Origin of the sequence: Klebsiella pneumoniae (assembly GCF_000742135.1) — a bacterium.
Taxonomy (GTDB): domain Bacteria; phylum Pseudomonadota; class Gammaproteobacteria; order Enterobacterales; family Enterobacteriaceae; genus Klebsiella; species Klebsiella pneumoniae.
The window spans coordinates 3,663,400-3,679,070 of sequence record NZ_KN046818.1; the positions used below are offsets into that span (position 1 = coordinate 3,663,400).

The window sequence follows — 15,671 nt, forward strand, 5'->3', positions numbered from 1 at the left end:
GGCAATGGCCGTTCCCGTTTTCGGCAGAGGTTTTGCCGGCGGCAGAAACAAAAAAACACCCTTGAGGGTGTTTGTAATGTTGGTTGCGGGGGCCGGATTTGAACCGACGACCTTCGGGTTATGAGCCCGACGAGCTACCAGGCTGCTCCACCCCGCGTCACCGTACTGCTTCACTTTGTCAAATTTGATTGGTTGCGGGGGCCGGATTTGAACCGACGACCTTCGGGTTATGAGCCCGACGAGCTACCAGGCTGCTCCACCCCGCGTCCGTGGAAGCGCACTATACTCCGCTAGCGAGATGATGCAACCTTTTTTCGACCAAATCGACATTTTTGTAAGAATTGGCTTATAAAACGCCACGTTGTGGTGTTTTTTTACACAAATCTGTGCCATCGATGAGATCGCGCATTTCAATAGCTCCGGCGCTTTGTTATCTTCAACACGCACTAAGGCTTCGCAGCAAAAGATGAGACACCATGAAAGGACGTTGGGCAAAATATGTAGCGACGGGGGCAATGCTGGCCATGCTCGCCGCCTGTTCCTCAAAACCGACCGACCGCGGTCAGCAATATAGCGATGGCAAGTTCACCCAGCCGTTTTCACTGGTAAACCAGCCGGATGCCGTCGGGGCGCCGATCAACGCCGGCGACTTCTCCGAGCAGGTTAATCAAATTCGTAACGCCTCGCCACGCCTCTATAATAGCCAGAGCAACGTCTATAACGCGCTGCAGGAGTGGCTGCGCGCCGGCGGCGACACCCGTACGCTGCGCCAGTTTGGCATCGACGCCTGGCAGATGCAGGGCGTCGACAACTATGGCAACGTCCAGTTTACCGGCTACTACACGCCGGTGGTGCAGGCGCGCCACACCCGTCAGGGCGAATTCCAGTACCCCATTTACCGTATGCCGCCGAAACGCGGTAAGCTGCCGTCCCGCGCCAGCATCTATGCCGGCGCGCTGAGCGATAACTATGTGCTGGCGTACAGCAACTCGCTGATGGATAACTTCATCATGGACGTGCAGGGCAGCGGCTATATCGACTTTGGCGATGGTTCGCCGCTCAACTTCTTTAGCTATGCCGGGAAAAACGGCTGGCCCTATCGCAGCATCGGCAAAGTGCTGATCGACCGCGGGGAAGTGAAGAAAGAAGATATGTCGATGCAGGCGATCCGCGAGTGGGGTGAGAAGCACAGCGAAGCGGAAGTGCGTGAGCTGCTGGAGCAGAACCCGTCGTTCGTGTTCTTTAAACCGCAGTCTTTCGCGCCGGTGAAAGGGGCCAGCGCTGTGCCGCTGATCGGCCGCGCCTCGGTGGCCTCCGACCGGTCGATTATTCCGCCAGGAACCACCTTGCTGGCCGAGGTGCCTCTGCTGGATAATAACGGCAAGTTTAACGGCCAGTACGAACTGCGCCTGATGGTCGCCCTCGACGTCGGCGGGGCCATCAAAGGTCAGCATTTCGACATCTATCAGGGCATTGGGCCTGACGCGGGCCACCGTGCCGGCTGGTATAACCACTACGGCCGCGTATGGGTACTGAAAAACGCCCCGGGCGCGGGGAATGTTTTTAGCGGCTAACTCCCCTGGCCATGCCTGTTGACCAGGGCGCCCGGATGACGCCGTTTACGGCGGCCTCCGGGCGCTGTCATTTTGTTCTGAGGTTCTATGTCTGTTGTAATCAGCGATGCCTGGCGCCAGCGTTTTGGCGGTACGGCACGTTTATATGGTGAAAAAGCGCTGCAATGTTTTGCCGACGCCCACGTCTGCGTGGTCGGGATCGGCGGGGTCGGCTCCTGGGCGGCGGAAGCGCTGGCGCGGACCGGCATCGGGGCGATCACCCTTATCGATATGGACGATGTCTGCGTCACCAACACCAATCGTCAGATCCACGCCCTCAGCGGCAACGTCGGGCTGGCGAAAGCGGAGGTGATGGCGGAGCGTATTCGTCTCATCAACCCGGAGTGTCGGGTGACGGTGGTGGATGATTTCGTGACCCCGGAAAACGTGGCGGAATATCTTGGCGTCGGCTTTAGCTATGTTATCGACGCCATCGATAGCGTCCGGCCGAAAGCGGCGCTTATCGCCTGGTGTCGCCGCTACAAGGTGCCGCTGGTGACTACCGGCGGGGCGGGTGGTCAGATTGACCCAACGCAGATCCAGGTCGCTGACCTGGCGAAGACCATCCAGGATCCGCTGGCGGCCAAACTGCGCGAGCGGCTGAAAAGCCAGTTTGGGGTGGTGAAAAACAGCAAAGGTAAGCTCGGTGTAGACTGCGTCTTCTCTACGGAAGCGCTGGTCTACCCGCAGGCGGACGGCAGCGTCTGCGCAATGAAGAGCACGGCGGAAGGGCCGAAGCGGATGGACTGCGCTTCCGGCTTTGGCGCGGCGACGATGGTGACCGCGACCTTCGGGTTCGTCGCGGTGTCGCATGCCCTGAAGAAGATGCTGGCGAAAGCGCAGCGTGACGCTGCGGCTTCCGGAAAGTAGTTTGCCCACCGGGCTCGGCGGCGGGAAAGCGAAATCGTGAGATTACCTTTCGCGGGCGGCGGCGAGCACCGCCTCGCTCAGGGCGCTGAGGCCCTGGCTGCGCGAGGCGCTGAGCTGGCCGCGCAGCCCCAGCTCGTCGAACAGCGCCAGCGGATCCTGCGCCAGGATCCCGGCGCGGGTTTTTCCTTCCACGGCGGTTAAAAGTACCGCCAGCAGACCGCGCACAATCCTTCCTTCGCTGTCGCCAAAGAAGTGCAGCCTGCCCTCGGCGTCCTCCTCATAGCCCAGCCAGACGCGGTTCTCACAGCCGGCAATCTCATGGGCCTGCGCTTTGCGCTCGTCGGTCAGCGTCGGCAGCTTTTTGCCCAATAAAATCAGCTGACGGTATTTATCCTCCCACTGGTTCAGCGGGGCGAAGATCTGGCGCAGCGTAGCGTCGGTAATGGTTGTGCCGAAGGGGTGCAGAGTTGTCATTAATCCACCAGAATTTCCAGGGCGCGATCCACCGCGTGGACCAGCGCCGCAACATCGTCTTGGGTATTGTAGGGGGCGAAAGAGGCCCGCAGGGTGCCGCTGACCCCTAAGGCAGCCAGCAGCGGCTGGGCGCAGTGTTGTCCGGCGCGCAGGGCAATGCCGGACTCCGCCAGCAGCGTCACCAGATCGCTGTGATGAATACCCTCAAATTCAAAGGCCAGCAGGCTTGACTGCTGGCAGCGGAAAGAGCGGAAGCCCGGCCGTTTCGCCAGTTCCTCTTCCGCCAGGCTCGCCAGACTGCGGCTCCAGTTTTCCGCCTGGCCGATATCGCTCTGCGCCAGCCACTCCAGCGCGGCGCTGAGGCCGATAACCCCGGCGACATTCGGCGTACCGGCCTCGAGGCCATAGGGGGCCGGCTGCGGCGTAAAGCCGTCAAAGCTGACCTCGGCGATCATTTTCCCGCCGCCGAGCCAGGGCGACATCGCTGCCAGCAGCTCGCTTTTGCCGTACAGGGCGCCGATCCCGGTCGGGCCATACAGCTTATGGCCGGAAAAGGCGTAAAAATCGATATCCAGCGCCTGCACGTCAGCGGGGAAATGCACCGCCCCCTGGGCGCCATCAACCATCACCACCATCCCGGCGGCGTGGGCAAGGCGGATAGCCTGGGCCAGGTCCGGGCAGCCGCCGGTGACGTTGGACATCTGGCCGATGGCCAGCACCCGGCTGCGCGAGGTAATCAGCGCGCTGAGGCTGGCGATATCCGGCAGACGGTCGGCGCCAAGCGGCAGCTTGACCACTCTGGCGCCGGTCTGCCCGGCCACCATCAGCCAGGGCACGAGGTTGGCATGATGCTCGGCTTCGCTAACGATAATTTCATCGCCAGGCTGCAGGCGCGGCCGGACGTAGCTCTGCGCCACCATATTGATGGCCTCGGTGGTCCCCCGCGTCCAGACGATATCTTTGCCGGACGGGGCGTTAAGCCACGCCGCCACGCGATCGCGGGCCGCCTCGTAGCGCTCGGTCAGCCGCTGGGCGGCGGCGAACTGGCTGCGATGGACATTGCCGGCGCTCAGGCGATAAAACTGGTCGCTGGCGTCGATCACCGCCAGCGGTTTGAGCGCTGTCGCCGCGCTGTCGAGATAGACGCCGGCATCGGCCAGAGCCGGAAACTGCGCGCGAAAGTGCGCCGGGTTGAATGCGTTCATGGAATTCCTCGTATCAATACCGCGATCGTCGCGCAATTTGCCGGGCATGACAAGGTCTCTGCGTCCTGTGGAATTGTCCGAATGTGACTCCACGTCGGTCAAAGAGGGTTATGCTGAAAAGTGTTGGGTTTGTGTTTTAACCTATTACTTAACGAGTTACGAATAGTATAAATAGCCGTAAGGAGAGAAGAATGAAAATGACTAAGGCCGCTGCGATTATCTCTGCCTGTATGCTGACTTTAGGCCTGAGCGCCTGTTCCTCTAACTATGTGATGCATACCAATGATGGGCGGACCATCGTTACCGACGGGAAACCGCAAACCGATAATGACACTGGCATGATCTCGTATAAAGACGCGTGGGGCAACAAACAGCAGATTAATCGCTCTGACGTGAAACAACTGGGTGAACTGGACGAGTAAGGCAGTAAAAAGGCAAAAAAAAGCACCGCGCGTTGCGGTGCTACATTAAATCACTATGGACAGACAGGGTAAATGTACAGGAAGTGAAAAGGGGTAGCTTTGCTACCAGGGTCTGCAAAAACAGACCAATTGCAAACACAACAACACAACATCACAACCGTAAGCCAAAAGCTTGATGGAACACGCATTCCAAAAAAAGCTTCTCGTTCCGGCTCAGGAAGTGCCGCCACTATAGGTATTTGCTGGTAGAACCTCAACGGACAATTTATAATGGCTCAGATAAAAAAAACTAATAGGTTAATCATTGTTTCCTATTTGTTAAATTGAGTTAACATCTAAGCCAGGATAACCATGTCGAAGCGATTACCACCTCTGAATGCATTACGTGTTTTTGATGCAGCCGCACGTCATCTCAGCTTCACTCGGGCAGCCGATGAGCTTTTTGTGACGCAGGCCGCAGTCAGCCATCAAATCAAGTCTCTCGAGGATTTTCTGGGCCTTAAGCTGTTCCGTCGGCGCAATCGTTCGCTGCTGTTAACGGAAGAAGGGCAGAGCTATTTTCAGGATATTAAAGAGATTTTTTCGCAACTGACGGAAGCGACGCGTAAACTGCAGGCGCGCAGCGCCAAAGGGGCATTAACGGTCAGTTTATTGCCAAGTTTCGCCATTCAGTGGCTGGTGCCAAGACTCACAAGCTTTAACTCAGCTTATCCGGGAATCGACGTCAGGATCCAGGCGGTGGACCGTCAGGAGGATAAGCTGGCGGACGATGTCGATGTGGCGATTTTTTATGGCCGCGGCAACTGGCCGGGCCTGCGTGTGGAAAAATTGTACGCCGAGTATCTGCTGCCGGTCTGTTCCCCGCTCTTGCTCACCGGCGACAAAGCATTGAAAACGCCTGCCGATCTGGCGCAACATACCCTGCTTCACGATGCGTCCCGCCGCGACTGGCAAACTTATACCCGTCAGCTTGGTCTAAGCCATATTAATGTGCAGCAGGGGCCGATTTTCAGCCATAGCGCGATGGTGCTGCAGGCGGCCATTCACGGGCAGGGCGTGGCGCTGGCCAACAACGTCATGGCGCAGTCCGAAATTGAAGCCGGTCGTCTGGTGTGTCCGTTTAATGATGTTCTGGTCAGTAAGAATGCGTTTTACCTTGTTTGCCATGACAGTCAGGCAGAACTGGGTAAAATAGCCGCTTTCCGGCAGTGGATCCTGGCGAAAGCGGCAAGTGAACAAGAAAAATTCCGCTTTCGTTATGAACAATAATTACTTGTAGGGTAACAACATGACCAGCCGTTTTATGCTGATATTCGCCGCGATTAGCGGCTTTATCTTTGTGGCTCTGGGCGCCTTTGGCGCGCATGTCTTAAGTCAATCGCTCGGCGCGGCGGAGATGGCCTGGATCCATACCGGCCTGGAGTACCAGGCCTTCCATACCCTGGCGATTTTTGGTCTGGCGGTGGCGATGCAGCGTCGGATCAGTATCTGGTTCTACTGGAGCAGCGTATTTCTGGCGTTAGGGACCGTGCTGTTCAGCGGCAGCCTCTATTGTCTGGCGCTCTCTCATTTACGTCTGTGGGCGTTCGTGACCCCGGTGGGCGGCGTAAGCTTCCTCGCCGGTTGGGTTTTAATGTTAATTGGTGCAATTCGTCTGAAACGTAAGGGCGTTGTTCATGAATAAGGTTGTCCTCTATTGTCGCCCTGGGTTTGAGAAAGAGTGCGCAGCAGAAATTACCGATAAGGCAGCCCGCCTTGAGGTGTTTGGTTTTGCCCGGGTCAAAGAAGACTCTGGCTATGTAATTTTTGAAGGTTATCAGCAGGACGACGGCGAGAAGCTGGTGCGCGATCTGCCGTTCAGCTCGCTGATTTTTGCCCGTCAGATGTTTGTGGTCGGCGAACTGCTGCGCGACCTGCCGCCGGAGGATCGCATTACCCCGATCGTCGGCATGCTGCAGGGCGTGGTGGAGAAGGGTGGCGAGCTGCGTGTGGAAGTGGCGGATACCAACGAAAGCAAAGAGCTGATGAAGTTCTGCCGCAAGTTTACGGTGCCGTTACGCGCGGCGCTGCGCGAGGCGGGCGTGCTGACCAACTATGAAACGCCAAAGCGACCGGTGGTGCATGTGTTCTTTATCGCCCCCGGCTGCTGCTATACCGGCTACTCATACAGCAACAACAACTCACCGTTCTATATGGGCATTCCGCGGCTGAAGTTTCCGTCCGACGCCCCGAGCCGTTCCACCCTCAAGCTGGAAGAGGCGTTCCACGTTTTTATTCCGGCGGACGAGTGGGACGAGCGTCTGGCGAACGGCATGTATGCCGTCGATCTCGGCGCCTGCCCGGGCGGCTGGACCTATCAGCTGGTGAAGCGCAACATGTGGGTCTCTTCGGTCGATAACGGCCCGATGGCCCAGAGCCTGATGGATACCGGCCAGGTGTCCTGGCTGCGCGAAGACGGTTTCCGCTATCGTCCGAACCGCAACAACATCTCGTGGATGGTCTGCGATATGGTGGAGAAACCGGCGAAGGTGGCGGCGCTGATGGCGCAGTGGCTGGTCAACGGCTGGTGCCGGGAGACCATCTTCAACCTCAAGCTGCCGATGAAAAAGCGCTATGAAGAGGTGTCGCAGAATCTGGCCTATATTCAGGCCCAGCTGGACGAGCACGGCGTTAACGCCCAGATCCAGGCGCGTCAGCTGTATCACGATCGTGAAGAAGTGACCGTTCACGTGCGCCGCCTGTGGGCCGCCGTCGGCGGACGTCGCGACGAGCGTTAATCCTTCCCCCTCAGGCCGGAGACGCGTGCGCGTCCTCCGGCCTTCCCCTTAAGGCTGCGGCGCATCCGACACAATATGCGTCACGTCATCCAGATGACCAATCCTCGCCTCGCCGGAGCGGTTGAACTTGCTTTTGTCGATCAGCAGTAGCGACTGCGCCGCCCGCTTAAGCAGGATCGATTTGAAGTCGGCATTGAACGCATTGGAGTCCCACAGCGCGCCCTGCGGGTCGATGCCTTCGCAGGAAAAAATAAACAGATCGATCTCCAGCGATTTCAGCTGGGAAATCAGCGCCGGGTTCACGTAGCAGCCATATTTCCGCTGCAGAGTGCCGCCGGAGCAGGTGAGCGTGATCTGGTCGCGTTTGGCCAGCTCCTGGCAGATGGGCTGGCTGTTGGTAAAGACGTGCAGCGGGCGGTCCGGCAGCTGGCGGGCGAGATACCAGCAGGTGGAGCTGGCATCGAGGGCGATCACCATCCCTTCGTCAATCCAGGCCAGCGCTTCGCGGGCGATGTCGGCTTTATGCGCGTAATGGCTTTTCAGGCGCATGTGGAAAGGATCGCCGCTGTCCTGGCTGCGCTGGTGGATCACTTTGGCCCGGCCGTGGTTACGCAGCACTTTGCCCTGCGCCTGCAGCTCGCTCAGATCGCGGCGAATAGTTTCCCTGCTGACGTTGAGCTGTTTTGACAACGTTTCGGTGGTCAGGCTGCTGTGGGTGATCAGGAGATCGACGATCGCCTGCTGGCGGGCTGCTTTCATTTATTCTCATCCCATCATTGATTGAGCGTCTGCATCAGGCAGACGCTCCGGCATGAGATTACGGCGTGACTCCTTTTTTTAAAAGGATATTTCCGTACTTAGCGCACTCTCCTGTGATAACGATCGCAAAGGCTTTTTGCGCCCGGTCGTAGAAGGCAAAGCGGTCAATCCGCACGATATCCGGGCAGGGGGCCTGCGCCGATAGCGCCTGCCGATAGCGCTGTTCCACCGTCGGGTCGAGCGCATCGCCTTCGACGGCGGCCATCATCACCACCGGCGGCGCATAGCTGTCTAATTCGAACAGCGGGATAATCGCCTGCAGCAGATCGCTGACTCGCAGGCCATCGGCGCGGATCACCTGCGGCCCCATGCTGTGCGCCGGGAAATGGGCATCGGAAAAAATGATTTCATCCCCATGGCCCATTTCGGCCAGCACTTTCAGCAGTTCCGGCGATATCAGCGGGGAAATGGTTTTGAGCATCTCAGGCTTCCTCTATCAGTTCAGGTTCAGTTTGCGGCCAGAAATAGCGGTAGCGGTACGCGACCTGCGCTCTGGCCTGTTCTGGCGAAGAGAACTCGCCCACGCCATACCAGCCAAACATCGCCGCGCCGGCCACGGTGGTTTCGGCATCGTCGAGGACTTTGATCGGTATCCCGAGTCGGTTGGCCTTGATCTGGTTCCATAGCGCGTTGCGGCTGCCGCCGCCCACCAGCAGCAGCTCTTTCGCCCTGAAGCCGCCGATTTTTTCCAGGGTTTGCAGATGCTGCGCCAGCTGATCGCTTAACCCCTCCAGCGCGGCGCGGTAAAAATGGCCGCGGGTGGTGTTGAGCGTGACGCCCTGCCAGCCGGCGTGCTGGCTGGCGAGCAGGTCGCACTGCATCCTGACGCCCTGGGCGCCGGGCGGGATCGCCTGCGCTTCGTCAATCAGCGTCTGCCATGGGGTGTCAGCGCTCCACAGCAGTTTGCGCACCCACTCGAGCACGCCGGAGGCCAGCCACTGCATCCCCGGGTTATAGCGGCCCGGCTGGCTGTCCAGCTCGCAGGTGGAGCCGCTGTAGTCACAGAGCAGCGAGGTGTCGACCTGCGCGCTGCGTACCATCAGGATCTCCCAGGTCCCGGAGGAGAGCACCGGCTCATCCTGCCCGGCGCCGGCGCCAAACAGAGCGAACTGGGTGTCATGCCCGGCCGAGATAACCGGGATCCCGACGGGGAGGCCCAGCAGCGCAGCGGCCTCCGGCAGCAGGGCGCCGATCGGCTGGCCTGCTTCAACCAGCCGCGGGAACAGGCGGCGCGGCAGGCCGGTCGCCTGCAGGATCGGCGCGCTGAAATCGCGCTGCCGGAGATCGAGCATCTGGCTGGTGCCCGCCATGGTGAGGTCGGTGGTGAACTCCCCGGTCAGCCGATGGTTGATCAGCGATGAAATAAACAGCCAGGCATGGGCCTGCGCCAGCAGCTGCGGGTGGTTCTCTTTCAGCCACACCAGCTTATACAGGGTGTTGAACGCAAACGCGCCGACGCCGGCTATCCGCTGCAGCTGGCGCGCGGGCATATACTGGCTGATTTTCTCCATCACCGCCGCGGTGCGCGGGCATTTCCAGCTGATGATCGGATACAGCAGGGCACCCTGCTCATCCACCAACGCGCCATCGACGCCAAAGGTCGTGACGGTAATGCCGCGCACCGTGCAGGAGGCCAGCTGGTCATGGATCTGCCGGCAGCAGTCGGCAAAGCGCTGCACAATGGCCTCCAGCGACCACTGGTGCCAGTCGCTTTTTTCCGCCGCGATGTCGCTGGCGTTCGCCGTTGCGGCGCGGGCGATAATGTTCCCTTGTCGATCCACGGCCATCGCCCGCACGTTCGTGGCGCCGCAGTCGAGGACCAGGATAACGTCTTGCTTCATAGTGACTCCCGAAACAACATTGCCGGATGGCGCAGCGCTTATCCGGCCTACAGACCGCGCGCGTCTGTAGGCCAGGTAAGCCTGCGCCTCCGGGCGAAACCAACCTGTTAACGCTTATACAGCGGCCCGTAGTTCTGGCAGGCGCGGTAGTCCTGGCCCTCGATATCCATGCCGTGCGCGGCCCAGGCGGAAGGGCGATAGATTTTCGCCTCTTCCACGTTGTGCATGCAGACCGGAATGCGCAGCATGGCGGCGAGGGTAATGAAATCTGCGCCAACGTGGCCGATGGTCAGCACGCCGTGGTTGGCGCCCCAGTTGGCCATCACCGAGTACACATCGCTGAACGGGCCCTTGCCGGTCAGGCGTGGGGCAAACCAGGTGGTGGGCCAGGTGGAGTTGGTGCGGGCGTCGAGTTGGTCGTGCATCGCTTTGGGCAGCGCTACGCTCCAGCCTTCGGCAATTTGCAGCACCGGCCCCAGACCTTTGATGATGTTCACCCGGGTCATGGTGAACGGCACGCCGCCTTCGGTCAGGAAGCGGGAAGAGAAGCCGCCGCCGCGGAAGTATTCGTGGATCGCCGGGCACCATTCGGTCGCCGCGAGGCAGGCATCCGCCTCGCTCTGCTCAATCTCCCAGTGGGGTTTCATCGTCGGATTGCCCTGCGCGTCGCGCTGCTGGCAGGAGCCGTCCAGCGCCGCAGAGCCGGAGTTAATCAGGTGAATGATGCCGTGCTCCGCCCGCCCGGTGAGCGGCTGCCCGGTGACCCGTTCAACGGCATCCGGCGACCAGTAGGTGCGTACGTCGGCAAACACCTGGGCGGTGCCGGTGAGCTGATGGCCCATCAGCATGGCCACGCCGTTGAGGCTGTCGTTTTCGGTAGCGACGACAAACGGTTCGCGCACCCCGTTCCAGTCAAAAGAGCTGTTGAGCAGCGCTTCGGCGGTATCGCCATTGGGGTATTGATCGGTCCAGTGGCGCTGCCCCTGGAAACCGGCGGCGATGGCGTTGTAACCCAGCGACTCCTCCACCAGCCCTTTTTCTGCGAGCTTCGGGTTGCCCTGCATCATGTCGCGGATGCACATCGCCATCAGCAGGCTCTCTTTCAGCACCGCGCGGCTCTGCGTTTCATTGCGCTTATACTGCTCAGCGTTCTGATCTTCGCCGTAGCGGAAGTGTTTATCCGCCCACGCCAGCGCCATCTCCAGCTCGGTTTCATCATAGATTTTTTGATCGATTCGCCGGCGCAGCTCCGTCATGTCGACAGCCTGCACCTTCATGCCGAGCCAGGACTCAAAAAAGATGTGGTCGACGATAGATCCGGCGATGCCCATTGAGACGCCGCCCAGCGACAGATAGCTTTTCCCTTTCATACTGGCGACAGCCAGGCCGGCGCGAGCGAAGCGCAACAGCTTTTCTTCGACATCCGCTGGGATCGACGTGTCATCGGCATCCTGCACGTCATGTCCGTAGATGGAGAACGCCGGGATCCCTTTCTGGCTATGGGCCGCCAGCGCCGCGGCCAGATAGACCGCCCCCGGACGCTCGGTGCCGTTAAAGCCCCAGATGGCCTTCGGGCGCAGCGGATCCATGTCGATGGTTTCGCTGCCGTAGCACCAGCAGGGGGTGACGGTGATGGTGACGCCGACGTTCTGGCTGCTGAATTTCTCTTCACAGGCGGCCGACTCGGCCATGCCGGCGATGCAGGTATCGGCAATCACGCACTCCACCCGGGCGCCGCAGGCGTGGCGCAGTTTCTCGCTGATAAGCGCGGCGGTGGCTTTCGCCATGTTCATGGTTTGCGCTTCCAGCGACTCGCGGACCCCCATGCGACGACCATCGATTACCGGACGAATACCGATCTTCGGTAAGCTGATTTTTTTCATTACAGATCCCTCAGGTTATGCGGATAACAGGTTTAGTTCGTCGCCGCTTGTGAACGGAAACGGGCAAAAATAAAGATGATGGCGAAGCACAGCGCCGGGACCAGTTCGGCGGTCGGGATATTGCCGGCGGCGTCGCTGACAAAGCCCATCACCGGGGTAACGATCCCGCCGCCGATAATGGTCATGACGATAAATGACGAGCCATATTTGGTGTCCTGGCCCAGATGCTTAATCCCCAGCGAGAAGATGGTCGGGTACTGAATGGACATAAAGGCGCTGCACAGGGTCAGGGCCAGCAGACCGACGTGGCCGCCGCTGAAGGCGGAGAGCAAACAGAGCAGCATGGCGATAAACGCATAGATAGCGAGCACGTTTTGCGGCGCGAAGCGGCGGATAAGCCAGGTGCCGGTAAAACGGCCGATAAAGAAGCAGACCATGGTGGCGGTCAGGTAGTTGGCGGCGAAACCGGCCGTCATGCCCGGGATCTCTTCGATAGCGTAGCGAATCAGGTAGCTCCAGCAGGCGGTTTGCGCGCCGACGTAGCAGAACTGGGCCAGTACCGCCCAGCGCCAGTGGCGGATGCGCATCAGGCGCGTCAGCGAGGCGAAAAAAGTGCTCTGCGCGCTGTCGCTGTGGTCATCGCTTTGCAGGGAGGGGAAGCGGGTGCAGACGATCAGCAGGGCGACCAGCAGGACAATGGCCACGATAATCATATAGGGGGTTTGTACCGACAGGACCAGACTGTGCTTCCAGGCGCTGAGCTGTTCCGGCGTCATTTTATCCAGCACCTCCTGCGGCTGATGCGGGACGTTAGACAAAATAAGACTCTGGCCAAATACCACGGCAATAATGGCGCCGAATGAGTTAAAGGTCTGGGCCAGATTAAGGCGGAAGTGACCGCCGCTTTCCGGACCGAGGACGGTGACAAACGGGTTGGCCGCGGTTTCCAGACAGCCAAGCCCGGCAGCGATAATAAATAATCCAATCAGGAATAAAGTGTAGTTCATCACTTCGGCGGCAGGCCAGAACAGCGCGGCGCCGCAGGCATATAAAAACAGACCCGTAAGGATGCCGGCTTTGTAGCTGAATTTTTTCATCAACATCCCGGCGGGGATGGGAATAATAAAATAGCCAAAGTAAAAGGCCGATTGAATTAATCCGGCCTGGAAGTTAGTCAGGGTAAAGGCCTGTTGAAATTGCGGTAATAAAATATCATTCAGATTATTAGCCACGGCCCACAGAAAAAAGAGGGAGCACAGCAGAGCGAAAGGAATAATGTAGCTCTTACTCTGCCCGCTCTCCATGGCGCGGTAACTTTGCGTTGGTATCGTTGTGTTTCCCATAGCGTCCTCATCAGTTCAGAAGCATTTACAACAGCATTCAGGGCGCAGTCTGGTGCTGCAGCAGACCGCAAAATTAAGTGAGCTCAGGTGACGCGCCGGTGAGTGAAATGAAAGTCACGGCGGAACTCATGGCTTCATTTTCAAATAAAAACCGTCTGTTAATATGATGATGGTCACACTTAACGTACTGTGGGCCATTTTATGTGATTATTGTCACTTTAATTTTTCAAAAACGCTGACCGTTTGAGAAAATAAATTCACAAAACCACAACGCTAATGACCGAATGAATATATATCGTGGAAAACGGGCAAATGTTACAAAGAAATAAAATGCCCGCTTGATGAAATATTATTAAGAACGGGCATTTTAATCTCTCTCGTAATGGGCATGGTTGCTTTATTCATGGCGGAATAATTGACGCGGCTCACAAAAAATAATCATGAAAATTCCCCTTTGAATATTCAGGTTGATGATGAAGACCATTATTCACCCTATCCCACGGTAGCCGACGATGTTTCTGTTGCCCTGCCGTTGATGGATGATGAGTCACCAAAAGAGGAACGCAATGGAAAGAAACAGACTGGCCCGGCAGATAATCGATACCTGCCTGGAAATGACCCGCCTGGGGTTAAATCAGGGGACCGCCGGCAATGTCAGCGTGCGCTATCAGGGAGGAATGCTGATCACCCCTACCGGTATCCCATATGAAAAGCTGACGGAAGACAAGATCGTCTTTATTGATGCCGACGGCCAGCATGAGCAGGGAAAACTGCCCTCCAGCGAATGGCGTTTTCATCAGGCGGCCTACCAGACGCGACCCGATGCCCAGGCGGTGGTCCACAATCACGCTGTCCATTGTACGGCGGTGTCGATCCTCAACCGGCCCATCCCGGCCATCCACTATATGATCGCCGCGGCCGGCGGGAATTCGATCCCCTGCGCGCCCTATGCCACCTTCGGCACCCGCGAACTGTCTGAGCATGTCGCGGTGGCGCTGAAGCACCGCAAAGCCACGCTGCTGCAGCATCACGGCCTGATCGCCTGCGAGGCCAGCCTGGAGAAAGCGCTCTGGCTGGCGCATGAAGTGGAGGTCCTGGCCCAGCTCTACCTCAGTACGCTGGCGATTACCGACCCGGTCCCGGTGCTGGATGACGAGGCGATCGCCATCGTGCTGGAGAAGTTCAAAACCTACGGATTACGCATTGAAGAGTGATGCCGCAACGCTAACAGGAGAGCCACGATGGCAAACAGAATGATCCTCAATGAAACGGCATGGTTTGGCCGGGGGGCGATAAACGCATTAACCGATGAAGCGGTGCGGCGCGGTTATCGTAAAGCATTGATCGTCACTGACAGCACTCTCGCCCGCTGCGGCGTGGCGGCGAAAGTCACCGACAAACTGGATGCCGCCGGGCTGGCATGGGATATGTTCAGCGACGTGATCCCTAACCCGACCATCGCCGTGGTCCAGCAGGGGCTGCAGGCCTTTCAACGCAGCGGGGCGGATTACCTGATCGCCATCGGCGGCGGTTCGCCGCAGGATACCTGTAAGGCGATCGGTATTATTCAGCGTAACCCGGAATTCGCCGATGTCCGTAGCCTCGAGGGGCTGTCGCCCACCCGTCAGCCCAGCGTGCCGATCTTCGCGGTGCCGACCACCGCAGGTACCGCGGCGGAGGTGACGATTAACTATGTCATCACCGATGAAGAACAGCGGCGCAAATTCGTCTGTGTCGACCCGCACGATATTCCGCAGGTGGCCTTTATTGATGCCGATATGATGGACGCTATGCCGCCGGCGCTGAAGGCGGCTACCGGCGTGGACGCCCTGACGCATGCTATCGAAGGGTACCTCACTCGCGGCGCCTGGGCTTTGACCGATGCTCTGCACCTTAAGGCCATCGAGATCATCGCCGGCGCGCTGCGCGGCTCGGTTGCCGGCGACGCCGGCGCGGGGGAAGCTATGGCGCTCGGCCAGTATGTGGCGGGGATGGGATTTTCCAACGTTGGGCTTGGCCTGGTACACGGTATGGCGCATCCGCTCGGCGCTTTTTACAACACGCCGCACGGCGTGGCGAATGCCATCCTGCTGCCGCACGTGATGCGCTTTAATGCTGAGGCGACCGGGGAAAAATATCGCGACATCGCCCGGGCGATGGGCGTCAGGGTGGAAGCGTTAAGCCTGACCGCCGCGCGCGAGGCGGCAGTAGAGGCGGTCTGCCAGCTTAACCGCGATGTCGGTATTCCCGGCCATCTGCGCGAGGTGGGCGTCAGGAAAGAGGATATTCCGGCGCTGGCCCAGGCGGCGCTGGCGGATGTGTGTACCGGCGGCAACCCGCGCGAGGCGAGCCTGGCGGATATCGTCGGGTTATATCAGGCGGCCTGGTGAGTGCCTGGCCCGGGTAAAGCAGGCCGTTACCCTG

General features: G+C 59.0%; 15 protein-coding genes and 2 tRNA genes. 8 read left to right on the forward strand and 9 right to left on the reverse strand.

The genetic code is table 11. The features are described 5' to 3' along the window. Nucleotides 1–80: 80 nt before the first annotated feature. Together DR88_RS08320 and DR88_RS08315 are read right to left on the reverse strand one after the other, a co-directional pair. A tRNA-Met gene (locus DR88_RS08320) sits at nt 81–157 on the reverse strand. Between the two features lie 32 nt (nt 158–189). Next, nucleotides 190–266 (reverse strand) — tRNA-Met (locus DR88_RS08315). Between the two features lie 210 nt (nt 267–476). Here DR88_RS08315 and mltA point away from each other — a divergent pair. Then, nucleotides 477–1,574, forward strand: a complete 1,098-nt coding sequence (mltA, locus tag DR88_RS08310) for a murein transglycosylase A (protein WP_002915579.1) — start codon at nt 477–479, stop codon at nt 1,572–1,574. A gap of 87 nt (nt 1,575–1,661) precedes the next feature. Continuing rightward, nucleotides 1,662–2,483 carry a tRNA cyclic N6-threonylcarbamoyladenosine(37) synthase TcdA gene (tcdA, locus tag DR88_RS08305; RefSeq protein ID WP_002915577.1) on the forward strand — a complete coding sequence of 274 codons (822 nt, stop codon included), beginning with the start codon at nt 1,662–1,664 and terminating at the stop codon, nt 2,481–2,483. A gap of 42 nt (nt 2,484–2,525) precedes the next feature. On the opposite strand, the gene csdE is transcribed toward tcdA, so the two are convergent. Both csdE and csdA read right to left on the reverse strand, forming a co-directional pair. After that, nucleotides 2,526–2,957, reverse strand: a complete 432-nt coding sequence (csdE, locus tag DR88_RS08300) for a cysteine desulfurase sulfur acceptor subunit CsdE (RefSeq protein WP_004142894.1) — start codon at nt 2,955–2,957, stop codon at nt 2,526–2,528. Next, nucleotides 2,957–4,162, reverse strand: coding sequence for a cysteine desulfurase CsdA (gene csdA / locus DR88_RS08295; protein ID WP_004210612.1), 1,206 nt, complete (start codon nt 4,160–4,162; stop codon nt 2,957–2,959). Before csdA ends, csdE begins: the two co-directional genes overlap by 1 nt. A 197-nt stretch (nt 4,163–4,359) precedes the next feature. Between csdA and DR88_RS08290 the strand changes: the two genes are divergently transcribed. The 4 genes from DR88_RS08290 (at nt 4,360) to rlmM (ending at nt 7,361) form a co-directional block, all read left to right on the forward strand. Continuing rightward, on the forward strand, nt 4,360–4,584 hold the full coding sequence (locus DR88_RS08290; RefSeq protein WP_002915549.1) for a YgdI/YgdR family lipoprotein: 225 nt from the start codon (nt 4,360–4,362) through the stop codon (nt 4,582–4,584). A 351-nt stretch (nt 4,585–4,935) separates the two neighbouring features. Continuing rightward, nucleotides 4,936–5,853 carry a glycine cleavage system transcriptional regulator GcvA gene (gcvA, locus tag DR88_RS08285; protein ID WP_002915545.1) on the forward strand — a complete coding sequence of 306 codons (918 nt, stop codon included), beginning with the start codon at nt 4,936–4,938 and terminating at the stop codon, nt 5,851–5,853. Nucleotides 5,854–5,872: 19 nt separating this feature from the next. Next, the gene (locus DR88_RS08280) at nt 5,873–6,268 is read left to right on the forward strand and encodes a DUF423 domain-containing protein (protein ID WP_002915543.1); all 396 of its coding nucleotides are present in this window, start codon (nt 5,873–5,875) and stop codon (nt 6,266–6,268) included. Then, a complete protein-coding gene (gene rlmM, locus DR88_RS08275) occupies nt 6,261–7,361 on the forward strand; it encodes a 23S rRNA (cytidine(2498)-2'-O)-methyltransferase RlmM (protein WP_004149587.1) in 1,101 nt (366 codons plus the stop codon). The genes DR88_RS08280 and rlmM overlap by 8 nt, the downstream gene beginning before the upstream one ends. Before the next feature lie 48 nt (nt 7,362–7,409). Here the strand turns inward: rlmM and fucR are convergent, their stop codons facing one another. From fucR to fucP, 5 genes are all read right to left on the reverse strand, one after another. After that, nucleotides 7,410–8,120 carry an L-fucose operon activator gene (gene fucR, locus DR88_RS08270; protein WP_004142883.1) on the reverse strand — a complete coding sequence of 237 codons (711 nt, stop codon included), beginning with the start codon at nt 8,118–8,120 and terminating at the stop codon, nt 7,410–7,412. Nucleotides 8,121–8,178: 58 nt separating this feature from the next. Further along, on the reverse strand, nt 8,179–8,601 hold the full coding sequence (fucU, locus tag DR88_RS08265) for an L-fucose mutarotase (protein WP_002915538.1): 423 nt from the start codon (nt 8,599–8,601) through the stop codon (nt 8,179–8,181). Between the two features lies 1 nt (nt 8,602). Further along, complete coding sequence (fucK, locus tag DR88_RS08260) at nt 8,603–10,021, reverse strand: L-fuculokinase (RefSeq protein WP_004149586.1); 1,419 nt, start codon at nt 10,019–10,021, stop codon at nt 8,603–8,605. Between the two features lie 107 nt (nt 10,022–10,128). Continuing rightward, entirely contained in the window at nt 10,129–11,904 is a 1,776-nt protein-coding gene (fucI, locus tag DR88_RS08255) for an L-fucose isomerase (RefSeq protein WP_004149585.1), read from the reverse strand. Between the two features lie 32 nt (nt 11,905–11,936). Then, nucleotides 11,937–13,247, reverse strand: coding sequence for an L-fucose:H+ symporter permease (fucP, locus tag DR88_RS08250; RefSeq protein ID WP_004149584.1), 1,311 nt, complete (start codon nt 13,245–13,247; stop codon nt 11,937–11,939). A 566-nt stretch (nt 13,248–13,813) separates the two neighbouring features. Here fucP and fucA point away from each other — a divergent pair. Together fucA and fucO are read left to right on the forward strand one after the other, a co-directional pair. After that, entirely contained in the window at nt 13,814–14,461 is a 648-nt protein-coding gene (fucA, locus tag DR88_RS08245; RefSeq protein ID WP_002915470.1) for an L-fuculose-phosphate aldolase, read from the forward strand. A 27-nt stretch (nt 14,462–14,488) separates the two neighbouring features. Further along, complete coding sequence (gene fucO, locus DR88_RS08240; protein ID WP_004149581.1) at nt 14,489–15,637, forward strand: lactaldehyde reductase; 1,149 nt, start codon at nt 14,489–14,491, stop codon at nt 15,635–15,637. The last annotated feature ends 34 nt before the right edge of the window (nt 15,638–15,671 follow it).

Bases quoted from the DNA above. Each gene is read 5' to 3' on its own strand.
- mltA (WP_002915579.1), top strand. From the start codon at position 477: ATGAAAGGACGTTGGGCAAAATATGTAGCGACGGGGGCAATGCTGGCC.
- tcdA (WP_002915577.1), top strand. From the start codon at position 1,662: ATGTCTGTTGTAATCAGCGATGCCTGGCGCCAGCGTTTTGGCGGTACG.
- csdE (WP_004142894.1), bottom strand. From the start codon at position 2,957: ATGACAACTCTGCACCCCTTCGGCACAACCATTACCGACGCTACGCTG.
- csdA (WP_004210612.1), bottom strand. From the start codon at position 4,162: ATGAACGCATTCAACCCGGCGCACTTTCGCGCGCAGTTTCCGGCTCTG.
- DR88_RS08290 (WP_002915549.1), top strand. From the start codon at position 4,360: ATGACTAAGGCCGCTGCGATTATCTCTGCCTGTATGCTGACTTTAGGC.
- gcvA (WP_002915545.1), top strand. From the start codon at position 4,936: ATGTCGAAGCGATTACCACCTCTGAATGCATTACGTGTTTTTGATGCA.
- DR88_RS08280 (WP_002915543.1), top strand. From the start codon at position 5,873: ATGACCAGCCGTTTTATGCTGATATTCGCCGCGATTAGCGGCTTTATC.
- rlmM (WP_004149587.1), top strand. From the start codon at position 6,261: ATGAATAAGGTTGTCCTCTATTGTCGCCCTGGGTTTGAGAAAGAGTGC.
- fucR (WP_004142883.1), bottom strand. From the start codon at position 8,120: ATGAAAGCAGCCCGCCAGCAGGCGATCGTCGATCTCCTGATCACCCAC.
- fucU (WP_002915538.1), bottom strand. From the start codon at position 8,601: ATGCTCAAAACCATTTCCCCGCTGATATCGCCGGAACTGCTGAAAGTG.
- fucK (WP_004149586.1), bottom strand. From the start codon at position 10,021: ATGAAGCAAGACGTTATCCTGGTCCTCGACTGCGGCGCCACGAACGTG.
- fucI (WP_004149585.1), bottom strand. From the start codon at position 11,904: ATGAAAAAAATCAGCTTACCGAAGATCGGTATTCGTCCGGTAATCGAT.
- fucP (WP_004149584.1), bottom strand. From the start codon at position 13,247: ATGGGAAACACAACGATACCAACGCAAAGTTACCGCGCCATGGAGAGC.
- fucA (WP_002915470.1), top strand. From the start codon at position 13,814: ATGGAAAGAAACAGACTGGCCCGGCAGATAATCGATACCTGCCTGGAA.
- fucO (WP_004149581.1), top strand. From the start codon at position 14,489: ATGGCAAACAGAATGATCCTCAATGAAACGGCATGGTTTGGCCGGGGG.